Raw genomic sequence first — 17,456 nt, forward strand, 5'->3', positions numbered from 1 at the left:
GTCTTTCTTGTACGTCTCAGCTCTCGCCGACCGCCTTGCCGACCGCGGTCGCCGCGCACTCCGCGCACGTACCGAAGATCTCCACGGTGTGCGCCACATTCACATAGCCGTGCTGGGCGGCGACAGACTCGGCCCACGACTCCACGGCCGGGCCCTCGACCTCGACCGCCTTCCCGCAGACCCGGCACACCAGATGGTGGTGGTGGTCGTCGGTGGAGCAGCGCCGGTAGACGGACTCGCCGTCGCTGGTGCGCAGCACATCGACCTCGCCCGCGTCCGCCAGCGACTGGAGGGTGCGGTAGACCGTCGTCAGGCCCACCGAGTCGCCGCGGTGTTTGAGCATGTCGTGCAGCTCCTGCGCGCTGCGGAACTCGTCCACCTCGTTGAGCGCGGACGCGACCGCCGCGCGCTGCCGGGTCGACCGGCCTCGGACGGGGGTGGTGTTTCCGCCGGATGGCGCCGTCGCCACAGGTGCCTCCTCCATTGACCGCACAACGTGTCACGGTCAATTCTGCCAGGCCCCGCGCCGCGTACGGCACCGGTCGGCACGACCCGCCGGTCCGACCGGGGCCGAAGAGGGCCCCGGGACGGTCCCGGGACGGGCCGACGGGAGCTGGGAGCGGGCCGCGGGGAGGGCGCGGAAGGGGCTCGGGGCGAGGGCCCGGCGGGGGTGTCAGACCCTGACGTCGTCCCCCGGGACCCGGACGCCCGGCACCCCGCACTCCCCGGTCACCGCCGCCTCGGCCGCCTTCGCCCGGCGCCGGGCCAGCGGTGCCGCGAGCACGGCCAGCACACCGAAGACCCCGATCGCCAGCAGCACGATCGTCGCCCCGGGCGGTACGTCCCGGTAGTACGAGGTCGTGGTGCCGGCCAGGGTCACCGCGACCCCGATGCCCACGGCCAGCGCGAAAGTCGCCCGGAACGACCGGGTGAGCTGCTGCGCGGCGACCACCGGGACCACCATCAGGGCGCTGACCAGCAGCAGCCCGACGACCCGCATGGCGACCGATACGGTCACCGCGGCCGTGACCGCGATCAGCAGGTTCAGCACCCGCACCGGGAGCCCGGTGACCCGGGCGAACTCCTCGTCCTGGCTGACGGCGAAGAGCTGCCGCCGCAGGCCCACGGTGACCAGCACCACGAACCCCGCCAGCGCGCCGATCGCCGTCAGATCGGCGTCGGAGACGGTGGAGAGCGAGCCGAAGAGGAAGGAGCCGAGGTCGGCGGTGGAACCGGTCTCCGAGACATTGACCAGCATGACGCCGCCCGCCATACCGCCGTAGAAGAGCAGGGCGAGCGCGATGTCGCCGCGGGTGCGGCCGTACGCCCGGATCAGCTCCATGGCGACCGCGCCCGCGACCGAGACCAGGGTCGCCATCCAGATCGGATTGGTGGAGAGCAGGAAGCCGAGGCCGACGCCGGTCATGGCGACATGGCCGACGCCGTCGCCGAGCAGCGCCTGGCGGCGCTGGACCAGATAGACACCGATGGCGGGCGCCGTGATCCCGACCAGGACGGCCGCGATCAGCGCCCGCTGCATGAACGCCGTTTCGAGGATTTCCATGGTCAGCTCAGCAGTCCCGTGCGGAGCGGCTCGTCGGCCGCGTGCGGATGTACGTGGTCGTGGCCGGGCAGCGCGTGCTGTCCCACGGCCTTCGGCGGCGGCCCGTCATGGACGACACAGCCGTCGCGGAGCACCACGGCCCGGTCGATCAGCGGCTCCACCGCGCCCAGCTCGTGCAGGACGAGCAGGACGGTCGCCCCGGCCGCCACCTGCTCGCGCAGGGTCGATGCGAGCACCTCCTGGCTGGCCAGGTCGACACCCGCCATCGGCTCGTCCATGATCAGCAGCTCGGGTTCGGAGGCCAGCGCGCGGGCGATCAGCACCCGCTGGTGCTGGCCGCCGGAGAGCGCGTCCACCGAGTCCTTCGCCCGGTCCGCGAGACCGACCAGACCGATGGCCCGGTCGACGGCCGCCCGGTCGGCCCGGGACAGCAGCCCCAGCCGGGTGCGGGAGAGCCGGCCGGAGGTGACGACCTCCCGGACGGTCGCGGGGACGCCGCTCGCGGCGGTGGTCCGCTGCGGTACGTAGCCGATCCTGGCCCACTGGCGGAAGCGCCGCAGCTCGGTGCCGAACAGCTCGACCCGGCCCTCGGTGAGCGGCACCCGGCCGATCACCGAGCGGACGGCCGTCGACTTGCCGGAGCCGTTGGCGCCGAGGAGCGCGACGACCTCGCCGCGGGCCACGGTCAGATCGATACCGCGCAGGACGGGCCGGGAGCCGAGCGCGGCCCGGGCCCCGTGCAGGGATATGACCGGCGGCTCGGCCGCCGGGATCGACGCGGTGCTCATTTCGCCCCCAGGGCGGTCTTCAGTGCCGTGAGATTGGCGTTCATCACGGCGAAGTAGTCGCGGCCCTTCGACTTGTCGGTGATGCCCTCCAGCGGGTCGAGGACATCGGTCCGCAGTCCGGCGTCCCCGGCGAGGGTCTTCGCGGTCCGGTCGCTGGCGAGGGTCTCGAAGAAGACCGTGGAGACCTTGTCCGCGGCGGCCACCTTCCGCAGATCCTTGATCCGGGCGGGGCTGGGCTCGGCCTCGGGGTCGATGCCGGCGATGCCCTCCTGGATCAGCCCGTACCGCCCGGCGAGATGGCCGAAGGCGCTGTGGGTGGTGATGAAGGTACGGGTGGTGGTGTTCTTCAGGCCCTGCTCGAAGGCGGCGTCGAGCGTCTTCAACTCGGCGACCAGCGCATCGGCGTTCTTCTTGTACGCCGCCGCGTTGTCCGGGTCGGCCTTGCCGAGCGCGGCCCCGACGCCCGCGGCGATCTCCGCGTACTTCACCGGGTCGAGCCAGACGTGCGGATCGGTGCCGCCGCTGCTGTGGTCGTGGCCGTGGTCGTCCGCGTGGGCCCCCGCGCCCGTGTCGCCGCCGTGGCCGTGACCGTCGTCACCCCCGGCGTGCTCACCCTCGGCGTGCTCGCCCTCGGTGTGCTCGCCGGCGCTGTGCGGCTCGGTCTCCGTCAGCTTCGCCGCGTCCGTCTTGTGCTCGACCGGCGTCTTCTCGATCGCGCTGTCGACGGCGGGCTGGACGCCCTTGAGGTAGAGGATGTAGCCGGCCTTCTCCAGCTGAGCGGCCTGGCGGGGCTTGAGCTCCAGATCGTGCGGCTCGACACCCGGCTTGGTCAGGGTGGAGACCGTCACATGCTCGCCGCCGACGCGCTCGGCGAGGAACTGCATCGGATAGAACGACGCGATCACCTTCAGCTTGCCGTCCTCCTTGCCGTCCGACGCGTCGGCGGAGGAGCAGGCCGACAGCGCGAGCAGGCCGAGGGCGACCGTGCCCGCGGTGATGGCCGGGGGTATCAGATGGCGTACGTTCATGACTGTCATTTTCAACAAACTTGGAAACCATTGTCAACAAGATGAGGTGAAAGAGGACTGGAATCGGTAGTTCCGGTTCCGGTCCGGGCCTGGGGGAATACGGTCCCGGCTCAGGGGCCCCTCGATTTGATCCCGGGGGTGCGCACGCCGGTAATCTGAAGCATTCGCCCAGCCGTCGTCCCCTATGAAGAGAGCACCGTGGCCGCCGACAAGATCGACACGATCGTCAACCTGAGCAAGCGCCGTGGCTTTGTCTACCCCTGCAGCGAGATCTACGGTGGTCAGCGCGCTGCCTGGGACTACGGGCCGCTCGGAGTCGAGCTCAAGGAGAACATCAAGCGCCAGTGGTGGCGTTACATGGTCACCTCGCGCGAAGACGTCGTCGGTCTCGACTCGTCGGTCATCCTGGCCACCGAGGTGTGGGAGGCGTCCGGCCATGTCGCGACCTTCTCCGACCCGCTCACCGAGTGCACCTCCTGTCACAAGCGTTACCGTGCGGACCACCTGATCGAGACGTACGAGGAGAAGCACAACGGCAAGTCGCCCGAGAACGGGCTCGCCGACATCAACTGCCCCCACTGCGGCACCAAGGGCGCCTTCACGGACCCCAAGCAGTTCTCCGGTCTGCTCGCCACGCACCTCGGCCCCACCCAGGACTCGGGCTCCGTCGCCTATCTGCGTCCCGAGACGGCGCAGGGCATCTTCACCAACTTCGCCCAGGTCCAGCAGAGCTCGCGGAAGAAGCCGCCGTTCGGCATCGCGCAGATGGGCAAGTCCTTCCGCAACGAGATCACGCCCGGCAACTTCATCTTCCGGACCCGTGAGTTCGAGCAGATGGAGATGGAGTTCTTCGTCAAGCCGGGCGAGGACGAGCAGTGGCAGCAGTACTGGATGGACCAGCGCTGGAACTGGTACACCGGCCTCGGCCTGCGCGAGGAGAACATGCGCTGGTACGAGCACCCGCTGGAGAAGCTCTCGCACTACTCCAAGCGCACCGCCGACATCGAGTACCGCTTCCAGTTCGGCGGCAACGAGTGGGGCGAGCTGGAGGGCGTCGCCAACCGTACCGACTACGACCTCTCCGCCCACTCCAAGGCGTCCGGCCACGACCTGTCGTACTTCGACCAGGAGGCCGGTGAGCGCTGGACCCCGTACGTCATCGAGCCCGCCGCCGGTGTCGGCCGCACGATGCTGGCCTTCCTCCTCGACGCCTACAACGAGGACGAGGCGCCCAACGCCAAGGGCGTCATGGAGAAGCGCACGGTCCTGCGGCTCGACCCGCGGCTGGCCCCGGTGAAGGTCGCGGTGCTGCCGCTCTCCCGGAACCCGCAGCTCTCCCCGAAGGCCAAGGGCCTGGCGGCCGACCTGCGGCAGAACTGGAACATCGAGTTCGACGACGCGGGCGCCATCGGCCGCCGCTACCGCCGCCAGGACGAGATCGGTACGCCGTTCTGCGTGACCGTCGACTTCGACACCCTCGACGACAACGCGGTCACCGTGCGCGAGCGCGACACCATGAAGCAGGAGCGGGTCTCCCTCGACCAGATCCAGGCGTACCTGGGCGCCCGCCTGCTGGGCTGCTGACCCGCGGCGGGACACGGGCGACGCCGGACCGGGGGCCTTGTGGCCCCGGTCCCGAGGCCGGCCGGGCGATCAGCCCGGCCGGCCTCCGGCGTCCCCGGCCGTCCCCGGCGTCCCGAGCGGCGGAAATCCTGGTGCCCCGGGCGCCCCGGCCGGGGTAACGTCACCCCCATGTATTCGTTCTTCCAGATCTACGAGTGAGAGCGCGGCGGCGGCCCGGCGGCGGTGACGCCCGGCCCCGCCCCCTTCCGACATCCCCACAGTCACATCTCACAATGGGAGAACCCCATGGCCAAGAGCCGTAACAACCTCCTCGGTGTCGGCGGACAGCGCCGCAAGCTGTCCCGCGGGGACCAGCAGAGCGGCAGCACCGCGAGCGCCGCCGACCGCAAGGCCGCCGCCGACTTGAAGGCCGACCTCGTGGCCCGGATGCGCGAGCGCACCCAGGACCCCGACGCCACCGAGGCCGCCCAGGACGCCTGACCCGCACCCCGAGCGCCCGGCCCTCCGAGGGCCGGGCACCTCGGGTCGCTAGGGGCGCGGGGAACTGCGCGAGCAACCACGCACGGTCCGCGGACCGGAACGGGCCTTTCGTGGCAGATGGCATCGGAGCCTCGGGCGACGGATTCCCGCCGTAGCGGTGATGCGGAGTTCCGGCGACACACCGTGCGTGGCTTGTCGCGCAGTTCCCCGCGCCCCTGGATACCCGAGGTACCCGACTCCGAAGAGGCAGGCGCCCCTGGATACCCGTGCGCGGGCCCTGCGGAGGGCATGGCTACCCGGGTGCGCGGGAGACCCGCTCCTGGTCCCGGTCGCCCGCCGCCAGGCGACCGGCGCAGCCGAGCGCCGTACTCCGCGCCCAGCGCCCCGTCGTCAGCGCGCCCACCAGCAGCACCAGCGCCCCGCAGCCCGCGATGATCCACCAGGCCGGGCGGCTCGCGGCGGCGAACCGGTCCGCGTAGTCCGCGCCGCGCGCGACCGTCCCCAGGCCGATGGTGACGCCGGCGGCCAGCACCGTACCGATCACGGCGACCCCGAGGGTCTGGCCGATCTGGCGGCTGGTGGAGGCGACCGCCGCCGCGACGCCCGCCTGGGCGCGCGGCATCCCGGAGACCGCCGTATTGGTGATCGGCGCGTTCACCATGCCGAAGCCCACACCGAACAGCACATACGCGGTGAACAGCAGGGTGTTCGACGACGCCGCGTCGAAGGCGGCGAACAGCACCCCGCTCGCCGCCATCGTCACCCCGGCGATCAGCAGCGGTGTCCGGGGCCCCACACTGCCCACGAGCCGCCCCGACAGCGGCGCCGCGACCAGCGTCACCGCCGCCATCGGCAGGGTGTAGAGCCCGGCGTGCAGGGCGTCGTAGCCGCGGACGTCCTGGAGGTAGAGGGTGTTCATGAAGAGGAAGCCGCCGAGTGCGGCGAAGGCGGCGATCGCGATCACCGTGGCGCCGCTGAACGGGGCGCTGCGGAAGAACCGCAGATCGATGAGGGGTTCGCGGCGCCGGGGCTCGTACCAGACCACCCCCGCCAGGGCGAGGACGGCGATCACCGCCGCGACCGCGTCCGTCTCGATGATCGCGTAGGTGGTGGCGCCCAGCAGGGCGATGATCAGCAGCTGGCCCACCGGGTCGAAGCGCCGGGGCTCGGGCGCCCGGGACTCGGGGACGTAGCGGAAGGTCAGTACGAGGGCGAGCAGCCCGACCGGGATATTGACCCAGAAGATCGAGCGCCAGCCGACCGAGTCCACCAGCACCCCGCCGACCAGGGGTCCCGCGGCCATCGAGATCCCGACGACACCGCCCCAGATCCCGATCGCGCGAGCCCGTTCCACCGGGTCGGTGAACGTGTTGGTGATGATCGACATGGCCACCGGGTTGAGCATCGACCCGCCCACCGCCTGCACCATCCGGAAGACGACCAGCAGCTCCAGACTGGGGGCGGCCGAGCACAGGGCGGAGCCCAGGGTGAAGATCACCAGGCCGGCCAGGAAGACCCGGCGGCGGCCGATCCGGTCGGCGGTCGACCCGGCGAGCATCAGCAGGGACGCCAGCACGAGTGTGTAGGCGTCGATCGTCCACTGGAGGCCGGAGACGGTGGCGTTCAGCTCCCGGCCCATCGACGGCAGTGCCACATTGAGGATCGTGTTGTCGAGACTGACGATCAGCAGGCTCATACAGCAGATGCCCAGGACGACCAGACGTCGCCGCGGTGTGAGCTGGGACACAGGCATGTGTCGATAGTACGGTTAACTAATCAACCGCGCCCCGCTGTCTGAGCCATACGCGACAATGGACGGATGACCACGCTCGCCACGTCCCCCGCACTCCCGGCGGCGGCTCCCGCGCCCGGGGCCGGGGCCGCGCCCGCCGAGGCGCTCGCCATCGGTCCGCACACCGTCCGTCCGCCGGTCGTGCTCGCCCCGATGGCGGGGATCACCAATGCGCCCTTCCGCACCCTGTGCCGGGAGTTCAGCGGCGGCAAGGGCCTGTTCGTGAGCGAGATGATCACCACCAGGGCGCTGGTCGAGCGGAACGACAAGACCATGCAGCTGATCCATTTCGATGCGACCGAGACACCGCGTTCGATCCAGCTGTACGGGGTCGACCCGGTCACCGTCGGCAAGGCCGTACGGATGATCGTGGACGAGGACCTCGCCGACCATATCGACCTCAACTTCGGCTGCCCGGTCCCCAAGGTCACCCGTAAGGGCGGCGGCTCGGCCCTGCCCTACAAGCGGCCCCTGCTGCGGGCGATCCTGCGCGAGGCGGTGGGCAACGCGGGCGCCCTGCCGGTCACGATGAAGATGCGCAAGGGCATCGACGACGACCATCTGACCTATCTGGACGCGGGCCGGATCGCCGTCGACGAGGGTGTCACGGCGATCGCGCTGCACGGCCGCACGGCCGCCCAGCACTACGGCGGGACCGCGGACTGGGAGGCCATCGCCCGGCTCAAGGAGCACGTCCCCGAGGTCCCCGTCCTGGGCAACGGCGACATCTGGTCCGCCGACGACGCCCTGCGGATGGTCCGGGAGACCGGCTGCGACGGTGTGGTCGTCGGCCGCGGCTGTCTGGGGCGGCCGTGGCTCTTCCGCGATCTCGTCACCGCTTTCGAAGGCGGTACGGAGCGGGTCGCGCCGACCCTGCGCGAGGTGGCCGCCGTGATGCGCCGCCACGCGGAGCTGCTGGGGGAGTGGATCGGGGACGAGTCCCGGGGCGTGATCGACTTCCGTAAGCACGTCGCCTGGTATCTGAAGGGCTTCGCGGTCGGCTCCGAGATGCGCAAGCGGCTGGCGATCACCTCGTCGCTGGCCGAGCTGGACGAGGGGCTCGGCCTCCTCGACCTCGACCAGCCGTGGCCCGAGGGCGCGGACGGCCCGCGCGGCCGGACCTCCGGCAACAACCGGGTGGTCCTGCCGGACGGCTGGCTGAAGGACCCGTACGACTGTGCGGGCGTCGGCGCCGAGGCCGAACTGGACACCTCGGGCGGCTGACCCCTCCCCTTCTCTTCGCGTTGCGACCGCCGGGCGGCCCTCAAGGGCCGCCCGGCGGTCGTTTCGGGGGTCCCGGGGTCGTCCGGATGGCGGAACGGAGGGTCGTTCCGGTGCGTGATTCTCGCCACGCTTGATAGGGGTCCCGCTCGAATGAGCGATTTAAGGCTGACTGTAGAACATCAAAGGTGGCACTCCGTGCCACCCCTGCTGCGTTCGACTTGCCGGGCCGATCGTCACTCCCTGTCGTGATATCGAGCCTTTCTGTGGCGTGCCGTGGTGATGCGTTCAAGGGGTGAAGGGGACGGGTAAAGACGTCTTTCCGTCAGTTCACTTTCGATCCGGTGGCGGACGAGTGGTTACGGCCGTATGACGGCCAAGTGGACGTACCCAGACGCCTTCGATCTGGGTATGTTCCTCGCCGTCAGGGCAGCCACCGAGCCTCGAAGGGTCGAGAGCCGTGTCGGAAAATCAGGATCTCCGCGATCAGAAGTTCGTCTACGACTTCACCGAGGGGAACAAGGACCTCAAGGACCTGCTCGGTGGCAAGGGCGCCAACCTCGCCGAGATGACCAACCTCGGGCTGCCCGTCCCTCCGGGCTTCACCATCACCACCGAGGCGTGCAAGGTCTACCTCGACAGCGGGAAGGAGCCCCCGGCGCTGCGGACCGAGGTGAGTGCGCACCTCGACGCGCTGGAGGCGGTTATGGGCAAGAAGCTCGGCGACCCCGGCGATCCCCTTCTCGTCTCGGTCCGTTCGGGCGCCAAGTTCTCCATGCCCGGGATGATGGACACCGTTTTGAACATCGGCCTCTCGGACGCCTCGGTGACCGGTCTGGCCGGGCAGGCGGGCGACGAGCGGTTCGCCTGGGACTCGTACCGCAGGCTCATCCAGATGTTCGGCAAGACCGTGCTCGGGGTGGACGGCGAGCTGTTCGAGGAGGCGCTGGAGGAGGCCAAGGCGGCCAAGGGCGTCGGCGTGGACACCGATCTCGACGCGGCCGATCTGAAGAAGCTGGTCAAGCACTTCAAGAAGATCGTGAAGACCGAGGCCGGACGGGACTTCCCGCAGGACCCGCGGGAGCAGATGGACCTCGCGATCTCCGCGGTCTTCGACTCCTGGAACGGCGACCGGGCCCGGCTCTACCGCCGTCAGGAGCGCATCCCCAACGATCTGGGGACCGCCGTCAACGTCTGCTCCATGGTCTTCGGCAATCTGGGCCCGGACTCCGGGACGGGGGTCGCCTTCACCCGTGACCCGGCCAGCGGGCAGCAGGGCGTCTACGGCGACTACCTCCAGAACGCGCAGGGCGAGGACGTGGTCGCGGGGATCCGCAACACCGTGCCGCTGGCCGATCTGGAGGGGATCGACAAGGCGTCGTACGACCGTCTGATGAAGATCATGGAGACGCTGGAGAACCACTACCTCGACCTCTGCGACATCGAGTTCACCATCGAGCGCGGACAGCTGTGGATGCTCCAGACCCGGGTCGGCAAGCGGACCGCGGGTGCCGCCTTCCGGATCGCCACCCAGCTCGTCGACCAGGGCCTGATCGACGAGGCCGAGGCCCTGAACCGAGTCAACGGCGCCCAGCTCGCCCAGCTGATGTTCCCCCGCTTCGACGAGGACGCCGAGGTCGAGCTGCTCGGCCGGGGGATCGCCGCGTCGCCCGGCGCCGCCGTCGGCAAGGCCGTCTTCGACTCGTACACCGCCGTCAAGTGGTCCCGCTCCGGTGAGCGGGTCATCCTCATCCGCCGGGAGACCAACCCCGACGACCTCGACGGGATGATCGCCGCCGAGGGCATCCTCACCTCGCGCGGCGGGAAGACCTCGCACGCGGCCGTGGTCGCCCGCGGGATGGGCAAGACCTGCGTCTGCGGGGCCGAGGACCTCGAAGTCGACACCAAGCGGCGGCGGATGACGGTCGGCGGGACCGTGGTGGAGGAGGGCGACCTGGTCTCCGTCGACGGCTCCACCGGCAAGGTCTACCTGGGCGAGGTGCCCGTGGTGCCTTCGCCGGTCGTCGAGTACTTCGAGGGCCGGATGCACGCGGGCGCCGACGACGCCGACGAACTGGTCGGCGCCGTGCACCGGGTGATGGCCTACGCGGACCGGGTCCGCAGGCTGCGGGTGCGGGCCAACGCCGACAACGCCGAGGACGCGCTGCGCGCCCGCCGGTTCGGCGCCCAGGGCATCGGGCTCTGCCGGACCGAGCACATGTTCCTCGGCGAGCGGCGCGAGATGGTGGAGCGGCTGATCCTCGCCGACCACGACGAGGAGCGCGCCGAGGCGCTGGAGAAGCTGCTGCCGCTCCAGCGGAAGGACTTCGTCGAGCTGTTCGAGGCGATGGACGGACTGCCGGTGACGGTCCGGCTGCTCGACCCGCCGCTGCACGAGTTCCTGCCCGACATCACCGAGCTGTCGGTCCGGGTCGCGCTCGCCGAGGCCCGCAAGGACCACAACGAGAACGATCTGCGGCTGTTGCAGGCCGTCCACCGGCTGCACGAGCAGAACCCGATGCTGGGGCTGCGCGGGGTCCGGCTCGGGCTGGTCATCCCCGGCCTCTTCGCCATGCAGGTACGGGCGATCGCCGAGGCCGCGGCCGCCCGCAAGGACGCCAAGGGCGATCCGCGCGCCGAGATCATGATCCCGCTGGTCGGTACGGTCCAGGAGCTGGAGATCGTCCGGGACGAGGCCGAGACGGTGATCGCCGAGGTCGAGGCGGCCACCGGGGTGACCCTCAAGCTGGCCCTGGGCACGATGATCGAGCTGCCGCGGGCGGCGCTGACCGCCGCTCAGATCGCCGAGGCCGCCGAGTTCTTCAGCTTCGGCACCAACGACCTCACCCAGACCGTGTGGGGATTCTCACGCGACGACGTGGAGGCGAGCTTCTTCACCGCGTACCTGGAGAAGGGCATCTTCGGGGTCTCGCCGTTCGAGACCATCGACAGGGACGGCGTCGGATCGCTGGTACGCAGCGCCGTGGCCGCCGGGCGGGCCACCCGGCCGGGGCTGAAACTCGGCGTCTGCGGGGAGCACGGCGGCGACCCCGAGTCGGTCCACTTCTTCCACGAGGTGGGGCTCGACTACGTGTCCTGCTCGCCGTTCCGGATCCCGGTCGCCCGGCTCGAAGCCGGCCGGGCGGCGATCCAGTCGCAGGGCAGCGATTCGCGCTGACCTTCGAACCCCGGGGTCGCCGCCGTCCGTTACCCATCCCTCAATGGACGGCGGCGGCTCCGGAACCCAGAACGGAAGGAGCGGGCGCCATGTGCGGGGCGCCCGCTCCTTCGCCTCTTGTCGCTCTCTTATGAGCGTTTTCTGATTCCGCCCGTTGTCCGCGGTTAGCGCGACTTCCGGAAAGTCGTTGCCGAATTCGACTTTGCGGGCCGGGCCGGAAATGAACGGACGATGAGATTCCGCCCGAGACACGGGCGGGGCGCGGCCCGTGGATCCCCATCCTCGGGCCGCGCCCCATTACCCCGGCCGGACAGGGAGCCGCACCTTCTGTCACCCGCCGCCGGACGATGCAAAGCCCCCCACGGTCTTCGCGCCGTCCATCGGAGACAGAAGGAACCTGCCCGACGCGGTACAGCCTTTCGGTTCGCACCCGTTGCGGGCGAGGCTTTTCAACTCTGGCTGAAACTCCGTGGTAACCGGTTGTGATGATGTGCATACTCAGTGGTAGGGGGCGATTGCTCATGCAACAGTGGGGGTTCAGTGCTCCGTATCCATTTCACCGGCGACGATCTGGCCAGAGTGAGAATGGCGGCAAAACCTGATGTCCTGTGGGAGACCATTCTCAGTTTTCATCGTTTGAGAGAGCGCCGACGTGCGGTGATGTTCGGGGAATGGCGCTCGGAAACGCGCGCCAGGTTGAATGGTGAAACAAACCTGCTGGCGGCACTCGTACCGACCCGGGGCTATTTTCCGGACTTCCTGACTCCGTCCGAAGCGAGCGGCGGTCTCGAATCGGGTCTCGCGGCGATACGGGCCACGCCGCCCGGGCGACTCCATTCCGAACTGACTCTCGCGTCAGCATCCCGTGCATCCGCCCGTGCCGCCGCGCGTGCGCCGGGGCCGCCGTCCGGACCTGCGGCGGGAGCCGCGGGGCTGTCCGACCGGGCTCCGACGGGTGCCACGGCCGGGGCCTTACCCGCCCCCGCCGTCGCCGGGCTCGCCGAGGGGCGGCCGGGCCCGATGTCCCGGCTGCTGACCACCTTGCGCGGCTACCACCGGGCCGCCGTCGAGCCCTACTGGGCACATATTCAAGCCAGAGTCGAGGCCGATCGCGCGGTCCGCGGCCGGGCGCTGCTCGACGGGGGAGCCGCCGAACTCCTCTGCTCGCTGCCGCCCGTGCTCCGCTGGCGTCCGCCGGTCCTGGAGGCCGACTACCCCGTCGACCGCGAACTGCGGCTCGACGGCCGGGGGCTGCTGCTCCAGCCGTCCTTCTTCTGCCGGGACACCCCCGTCGTCCTGCGCGACACCACGCTGTCGCCGGTCCTCGTCTATCCCGTGGCCCACCCGCCGGACCAGGTCTTCGGCGAGACGACCGGTGCCCTCGCCTCCTCCCTCGGCCGGCTCGTCGGCCATACCCGCTCCGCGGTCCTCCAGGCGATCCGCTACGGCTGCACCACGAGTGAACTGGCCCGCAGGGCGGGGGTCTCCCTCGCCTCGGCCAGCCAGCACGCGGCGGTCCTCCGGGAGGCGGGCCTCGTCCTCACCCTCCGCCACGGGAACGCGGTACTCCACACCCTGACCCCCCTGGGCGCCGCCCTCCTCCGCGGCGGCGCCCCCGCGGAGGCGCCCACGCTCTGAGGAAACGTATCCCCTGGCCGCCTCCGGCCGCCTCCGGCCGCCCGCCGGAGGCGGTCAGGGGCAATGGGGGGACCCCCAGCGCCCCCAACTACCCCCTTGGCCCCGGCCCCTCAGCGGAGGCGCGCAGACGCAGGCGGCAGATCACGGCCTCCGTGTCCCGCCGTACCGCGTGCGCCAGTACCGCGCCCCGCTGGTTCTGGAGCAGCCGCTGCCACAGCCGCTCCGGCTCCATCTCCGGTATGAGGACGGTCACCCGGGTTTTCGGGTGGTACTTGTACACCCGCCGGACGTACTCGGCCACCGGCCGCCCGATCGTCCGGTGCTCCGAGTGCAGCTCCACCAGCTCCACCCCCGGATCCCACAGCTCCCAGTCCCGGCGCAGCGCCCGCGCCGCCTCCCGGTCCTCCGGGTCCGCGTGGGTCACCGTCACCGCCCGCACCTCGTCGCCCAGCGACACCGCCGCGTTGAGCGCCTCGCACGTCAGCCGGGACAGATGCGATACGGGGACGATGACGAGGGAGCGGTCGCGGTGCGGCGCCTCCGGGACCCGGCCGAGCCCGATCCGGTCGTCGATGCGCCCGTACGCCCGGTGCACCCGCTCGAACATCACCACCAGCGCCGGCAGCGCCAGCACGATCAGCCACGCGCCCTCGGTGAACTTCGTCGCCGTCACCACCAGCGCGCTGACCCCCGTCAGGACCGCCCCGAGGCCGTTCAGTACCGCCTTGCGCCGCCAACCCGGCGCCCGCAGGGACCGCCAGTGGACCACCATCCCGGTCTGGCAGACGGTGAAGCCCACGAACACCCCGATCGCGAACAGCGGGACGAGGGTGTTGGTGTCCCCGCCGGAGAAGACCAGCAGCAGCGCCGCGACGGCCGCCAGCACCACGACTCCGTACCGGTGCACCTCGCGGTCCGCCTTCAACCGGAAGACGTGCGGCAGGTAGTTGTCCCGGGCCAGTAGCGACATCAGGACCGGCAGCCCGCCGAACGAGGTGTTGGCGGCGAGCGCCAGCAGGACGACCGTGGCGAACTGGACGACGTAGAACCCCCAGCCGTGACCGAGGGACGCGTCGGCCAGCTGCGCCAGTACCGTCACCCCTTCCACGGGCTGGAGATGGAACCGGCCGATCAGGACCGAGAGACCGATCAGCATCACCCCGAGGAGCGCGCCGAGCGCGACCTCCGTGTGCTGTGCCCGCCGGGCGGCGGGCGCCCGGAACGACGGCACGGCGTTGGCCACCGCCTCCACCCCCGTCAGCGCCGAACAGCCCGAGGCGAACGCCTTCAGCAGCAGCAGCGCGCCGACGGTGGTGGCGTTGTCGCTGAGGGCCGAGGCATGACCGGCCGCCGCCTCCGTCGACACCGGGGCGTCCCGGAACAGCCCCACCGCGATCAGGGTGAGGATCGAGCCCACGAAGACCGCCGTCGGGACGACGAACGCCTTCGCCGAGTCGGCGATACCCCGCAGGTTGACCGCCGTGACCAGGACCAGCACCCCGAGGCAGAGCCACAGCCGGTCGTCGTAGAGGGCGGGGAACGCGGAGGTGAGGGCCGCGACCCCGGCCGTCACGGAGACGGCGACGTTGAGGACGTAGTCGAGAACGAGGGACGCCGCGGCCGTCAGGGACGTACGCCGTCCCAGATGGCGGCGGGCGACCGCGTACGACCCGCCGCCGTCCGGGAACGCCGCGATCACCTGGCGGTACGAGGCCACCAGCACGGCCAGCAGGCCCGCGATGGCCAGCGTCACCGGCAGGGTGTAGCCGAGCCCGGCGGCCCCGGCCGCCGCCAGCACCAGCACGATGGCCTCCGGCCCGTACGCCACCGACGCCATGGCGTCCAGGGACAGCGCCGCCAGGCCCTGGACGGCGGTCAGCCGGTGCCGCTCGCCCGGGTCGCGACCGGGCGCCGGTACGCCACCGGGCACCGGGTCGCCGTCCGGCGCCCGGTCCCCGTCGTCCGGCCGTACGCCGCCGTCTCCTTCCGGCCGCGTTCCCGTTTCCGCCGCCGGCCCCGGAACGACCGCCGGAATCAGGGCGTCCGCCGGAATCAGGGCGTCCGGCGGTTTCACGAGCCGCGGACCCACCCCGCTCCCGCTCGCGGGACCGGCCTGCCCGGACGGTCTTCCGGCGCCGCCGCACGCCGTGGAACTACTGGTCATCGTGGTGATCCCCCTCCGGAAACGACCCTCGCGACAAGGGCGGTCCCCAGCCTGAGGGCGCGAATTCCACGGCGCGCGCCCTCTTGTCACGTCTTTTGCACCCACCACGTCCGTCTTCACGCGATATTGACGCGGACATACAGAAACCGTCAGCGACCCGGCGGAACGGCGGACGGACACCCCCGCCGGGCCTACGCTCCCGGCCATGGAATCTCAGCGCCCCGGCGGCGGGCCGGGAGAGTACGGGGACCACGGGGACCACGGGGAGAGCCCCGGGGCGACGGCGGCCGCCGGGCCGGGGACACCGGACGACGGCGGGGATGTGCTCGCCGAGGACCGGAGATGGACCCACGACCTGTGGGCCGCCGCCTTCTGCGCCCTCGCCCTGCTGCTCCTCCTGCACATCGTCGACCTCGGCCGCGACACCCTCACCGTGCCGCGTTCCGCCCTGTGGTCGGGGCTCGCGCTCCTGCTCCTCGCCGTGCTGTACCCGCCCCGGGTCACCGTCGGCCACGACTGGCTCGCCGTCCGCGGACTGCTCCGCGAACGCCGGGTCCGTACCGACCTGCTCATCCACATCGCCCGCCGCGAGGGCATCGCCCAGCGCGTCGTCCTGCGGGACGCCGAGGGCCACCGGGTGGAGGTCGACCCCGTCACGCTCGCCGTCAACCCGCTGATCCGGCACGAGCTGGACCGGGGCGCGCGCCGCTCGCGGGAGAGCGGACTGCTCCGTACCGGAACTTCCGCACTCGACGGGCTCCGCGCCCGGATGGCGGACGCCGACGCCGAGGCGGCGCGCGCCGTCTTCGACGCCTCCGGCCTGAGCTGACGCCGCCGCCACGCGTGGTCGCCCGGGAGTCACCGGGGTAGAGTGACCGTCCCGCGCGCCGGACCGGCGCGCGACCGCGAGCCGATGTGCCGACGACCCGGGGAGGTGGGACCCATCACCGCTGTGACGGACGGGGTGCTCCCCTCGAACGGCCCGACGACCGGGACGGTTCACCGCTACCGGTGAACTCCGTGGAGCGCCCTTCGGATCCCCGGAAGGCTTCCATGTCGTACCCACTCGCCTCCCCTTCGCCGCGCCCCCCGGCGCGTGCCGCCGCGCTCCGTACCACCCCTCTCCCCGCCCCCGCCCTCGACCCCGCCGCCGTCGTGGCCCGGCTGCGCGCCGCGGGCTGCGTCTTCGCCGAGGAGGAGGCGCGGCTCCTGATCGACGCCGCCGCCGAAAGCTCCACCCCGACTTCTGCCGGCACCCCCGCGGACACCTCCACCGGATCCTCCGGCGGTGCCGCCCGGCTCGCCGCGATGGTCGAACTGCGCGCCGCGGGCCGACCGCTGGAGCACATCGTCGGCTGGGCCGGATTCGCCGGACTGCGGATCGCCGTCGACCCGGGCGTCTTCGTCCCCCGGCGGCGTACGGAGTTCCTCGCCGCGACCGCCGTCGCGCTCGCCCCGCCGCGGCCCGTCGCCGTCGATCTGTGCTGCGGCTCGGGCGCACTCGGCGCCGCCCTGGCCGTCCGGCTCCCGGGCACCGAACTCCACGCCGCCGATATCGACCCGGCCGCCGTCCGCTGCGCCCGGCGCAATGTGCGGGACTTCGGCGGGCGGGTGTACGAGGGCGATCTGTACGCCCCCCTGCCCGCCGCCCTGCGGGGCCGGGTGGACGTCCTGCTGGCCAATGTGCCGTACGTCCCCACCGAGGAGATCGGGCTGCTGCCCACCGAGGCCCGGGAGCACGAGGCCCGGGCCGCGCTCGACGGCGGCGCGGACGGGCTGGACGTTCTGCGCCGGGTCGCGGCGGAGGCGGGGGAGTGGCTGGCGCCCGGCGGGTCCCTGCTGTTCGAGACGGGGGAACGGCAGGCGTCCCGGGCGCTGGGGATCGTGGCGGCGACCGGGCTCGCGGCCCGGGTGGAGACCTCCGACGAGTGGTGGGCGACCGTTGTCGTGGGGAGGCGTACGCCGTGGTGAGAAGGGGTATCCGGCGGGCGGTGTTTTCGAGCCGCCGCCATGGCCCGC

The 17,456-nt window shown here is 71.5% G+C and carries 13 protein-coding genes; 7 read left to right on the top strand and 6 right to left on the bottom strand.

Annotated elements, in window-relative coordinates:
- Positions 1 to 16: 16 nt before the first annotated feature.
- The 4 genes from ACFXG1_RS12945 to ACFXG1_RS12960 form a co-directional block, all read right to left on the bottom strand.
- The gene (locus tag ACFXG1_RS12945) at positions 17 to 469 is read right to left on the bottom strand and encodes a Fur family transcriptional regulator (RefSeq protein WP_384714857.1); all 453 of its coding nucleotides are present in this window, start codon (positions 467 to 469) and stop codon (positions 17 to 19) included.
- Between the two features lie 204 nt (positions 470 to 673).
- On the bottom strand, positions 674 to 1,564 hold the full coding sequence (locus ACFXG1_RS12950; RefSeq protein WP_384714860.1) for a metal ABC transporter permease: 891 nt from the start codon (positions 1,562 to 1,564) through the stop codon (positions 674 to 676).
- Positions 1,565 to 1,566: 2 nt separating this feature from the next.
- The gene (locus ACFXG1_RS12955; protein ID WP_384742350.1) at positions 1,567 to 2,352 is read right to left on the bottom strand and encodes a metal ABC transporter ATP-binding protein; all 786 of its coding nucleotides are present in this window, start codon (positions 2,350 to 2,352) and stop codon (positions 1,567 to 1,569) included.
- Positions 2,349 to 3,380 (bottom strand): metal ABC transporter substrate-binding protein, encoded by a 1,032-nt coding sequence (locus tag ACFXG1_RS12960; RefSeq protein WP_384714863.1) that lies wholly within the window; start codon positions 3,378 to 3,380, stop codon positions 2,349 to 2,351. Before ACFXG1_RS12960 ends, ACFXG1_RS12955 begins: the two co-directional genes overlap by 4 nt.
- A 198-nt stretch (positions 3,381 to 3,578) precedes the next feature.
- On the opposite strand from ACFXG1_RS12960, the gene ACFXG1_RS12965 reads away from it, so the two are divergent.
- Both ACFXG1_RS12965 and ACFXG1_RS12970 read left to right on the top strand, forming a co-directional pair.
- A complete protein-coding gene (locus ACFXG1_RS12965) occupies positions 3,579 to 4,964 on the top strand; it encodes a glycine--tRNA ligase (protein ID WP_384714866.1) in 1,386 nt (461 codons plus the stop codon).
- A 285-nt stretch (positions 4,965 to 5,249) separates the two neighbouring features.
- A complete protein-coding gene (locus tag ACFXG1_RS12970; protein ID WP_384717584.1) occupies positions 5,250 to 5,444 on the top strand; it encodes a DUF6243 family protein in 195 nt (64 codons plus the stop codon).
- 292 nt (positions 5,445 to 5,736) lie between these two features.
- Here ACFXG1_RS12970 and ACFXG1_RS12975 read toward each other — a convergent pair whose 3' ends face one another.
- A complete protein-coding gene (locus ACFXG1_RS12975) occupies positions 5,737 to 7,197 on the bottom strand; it encodes an MFS transporter (protein ID WP_384717587.1) in 1,461 nt (486 codons plus the stop codon).
- Between the two features lie 66 nt (positions 7,198 to 7,263).
- Here ACFXG1_RS12975 and dusB point away from each other — a divergent pair, with 66 nt between their 5' ends.
- The 3 genes from dusB (at position 7,264) to ACFXG1_RS12990 (ending at position 13,273) form a co-directional block, all read left to right on the top strand.
- A complete protein-coding gene (dusB, locus tag ACFXG1_RS12980; RefSeq protein ID WP_384742353.1) occupies positions 7,264 to 8,460 on the top strand; it encodes a tRNA dihydrouridine synthase DusB in 1,197 nt (398 codons plus the stop codon).
- Between the two features lie 457 nt (positions 8,461 to 8,917).
- The gene (gene ppdK / locus ACFXG1_RS12985) at positions 8,918 to 11,635 is read left to right on the top strand and encodes a pyruvate, phosphate dikinase (RefSeq protein WP_384742355.1); all 2,718 of its coding nucleotides are present in this window, start codon (positions 8,918 to 8,920) and stop codon (positions 11,633 to 11,635) included.
- A gap of 540 nt (positions 11,636 to 12,175) precedes the next feature.
- Complete coding sequence (locus tag ACFXG1_RS12990; RefSeq protein WP_384742357.1) at positions 12,176 to 13,273, top strand: ArsR/SmtB family transcription factor; 1,098 nt, start codon at positions 12,176 to 12,178, stop codon at positions 13,271 to 13,273.
- An 88-nt stretch (positions 13,274 to 13,361) separates the two neighbouring features.
- On the opposite strand, the gene ACFXG1_RS12995 is transcribed toward ACFXG1_RS12990, so the two are convergent.
- Positions 13,362 to 15,437, bottom strand: coding sequence for an amino acid permease (locus ACFXG1_RS12995; protein ID WP_384713777.1), 2,076 nt, complete (start codon positions 15,435 to 15,437; stop codon positions 13,362 to 13,364).
- A gap of 205 nt (positions 15,438 to 15,642) precedes the next feature.
- Between ACFXG1_RS12995 and ACFXG1_RS13000 the strand changes: the two genes are divergently transcribed.
- Together ACFXG1_RS13000 and ACFXG1_RS13005 are read left to right on the top strand one after the other, a co-directional pair.
- Complete coding sequence (locus ACFXG1_RS13000; protein WP_384742359.1) at positions 15,643 to 16,266, top strand: hypothetical protein; 624 nt, start codon at positions 15,643 to 15,645, stop codon at positions 16,264 to 16,266.
- Positions 16,267 to 16,490: 224 nt separating this feature from the next.
- Positions 16,491 to 17,408 carry a putative protein N(5)-glutamine methyltransferase gene (locus tag ACFXG1_RS13005; protein ID WP_384713771.1) on the top strand — a complete coding sequence of 306 codons (918 nt, stop codon included), beginning with the start codon at positions 16,491 to 16,493 and terminating at the stop codon, positions 17,406 to 17,408.
- Positions 17,409 to 17,456 lie beyond the last annotated feature (48 nt).

This window comes from Streptomyces sp. NPDC059248, from assembly GCF_042753905.1.
GTDB lineage: Bacteria > Actinomycetota > Actinomycetes > Streptomycetales > Streptomycetaceae > Streptomyces.

Coding starts and splice junctions, on each gene's coding strand:
- ACFXG1_RS12960 (WP_384714863.1), bottom strand. CDS start 3,380: ATGAACGTACGCCATCTGATACCCCCGGCCATCACCGCGGGCACGGTC.
- dusB (WP_384742353.1), top strand. CDS start 7,264: ATGACCACGCTCGCCACGTCCCCCGCACTCCCGGCGGCGGCTCCCGCG.
- ACFXG1_RS13005 (WP_384713771.1), top strand. CDS start 16,491: ATGTCGTACCCACTCGCCTCCCCTTCGCCGCGCCCCCCGGCGCGTGCC.
- ACFXG1_RS13000 (WP_384742359.1), top strand. CDS start 15,643: ATGGAATCTCAGCGCCCCGGCGGCGGGCCGGGAGAGTACGGGGACCAC.
- ACFXG1_RS12950 (WP_384714860.1), bottom strand. CDS start 1,564: ATGGAAATCCTCGAAACGGCGTTCATGCAGCGGGCGCTGATCGCGGCC.
- ACFXG1_RS12970 (WP_384717584.1), top strand. CDS start 5,250: ATGGCCAAGAGCCGTAACAACCTCCTCGGTGTCGGCGGACAGCGCCGC.
- ACFXG1_RS12955 (WP_384742350.1), bottom strand. CDS start 2,352: ATGAGCACCGCGTCGATCCCGGCGGCCGAGCCGCCGGTCATATCCCTG.
- ACFXG1_RS12995 (WP_384713777.1), bottom strand. CDS start 15,437: ATGACCAGTAGTTCCACGGCGTGCGGCGGCGCCGGAAGACCGTCCGGG.
- ACFXG1_RS12975 (WP_384717587.1), bottom strand. CDS start 7,197: ATGCCTGTGTCCCAGCTCACACCGCGGCGACGTCTGGTCGTCCTGGGC.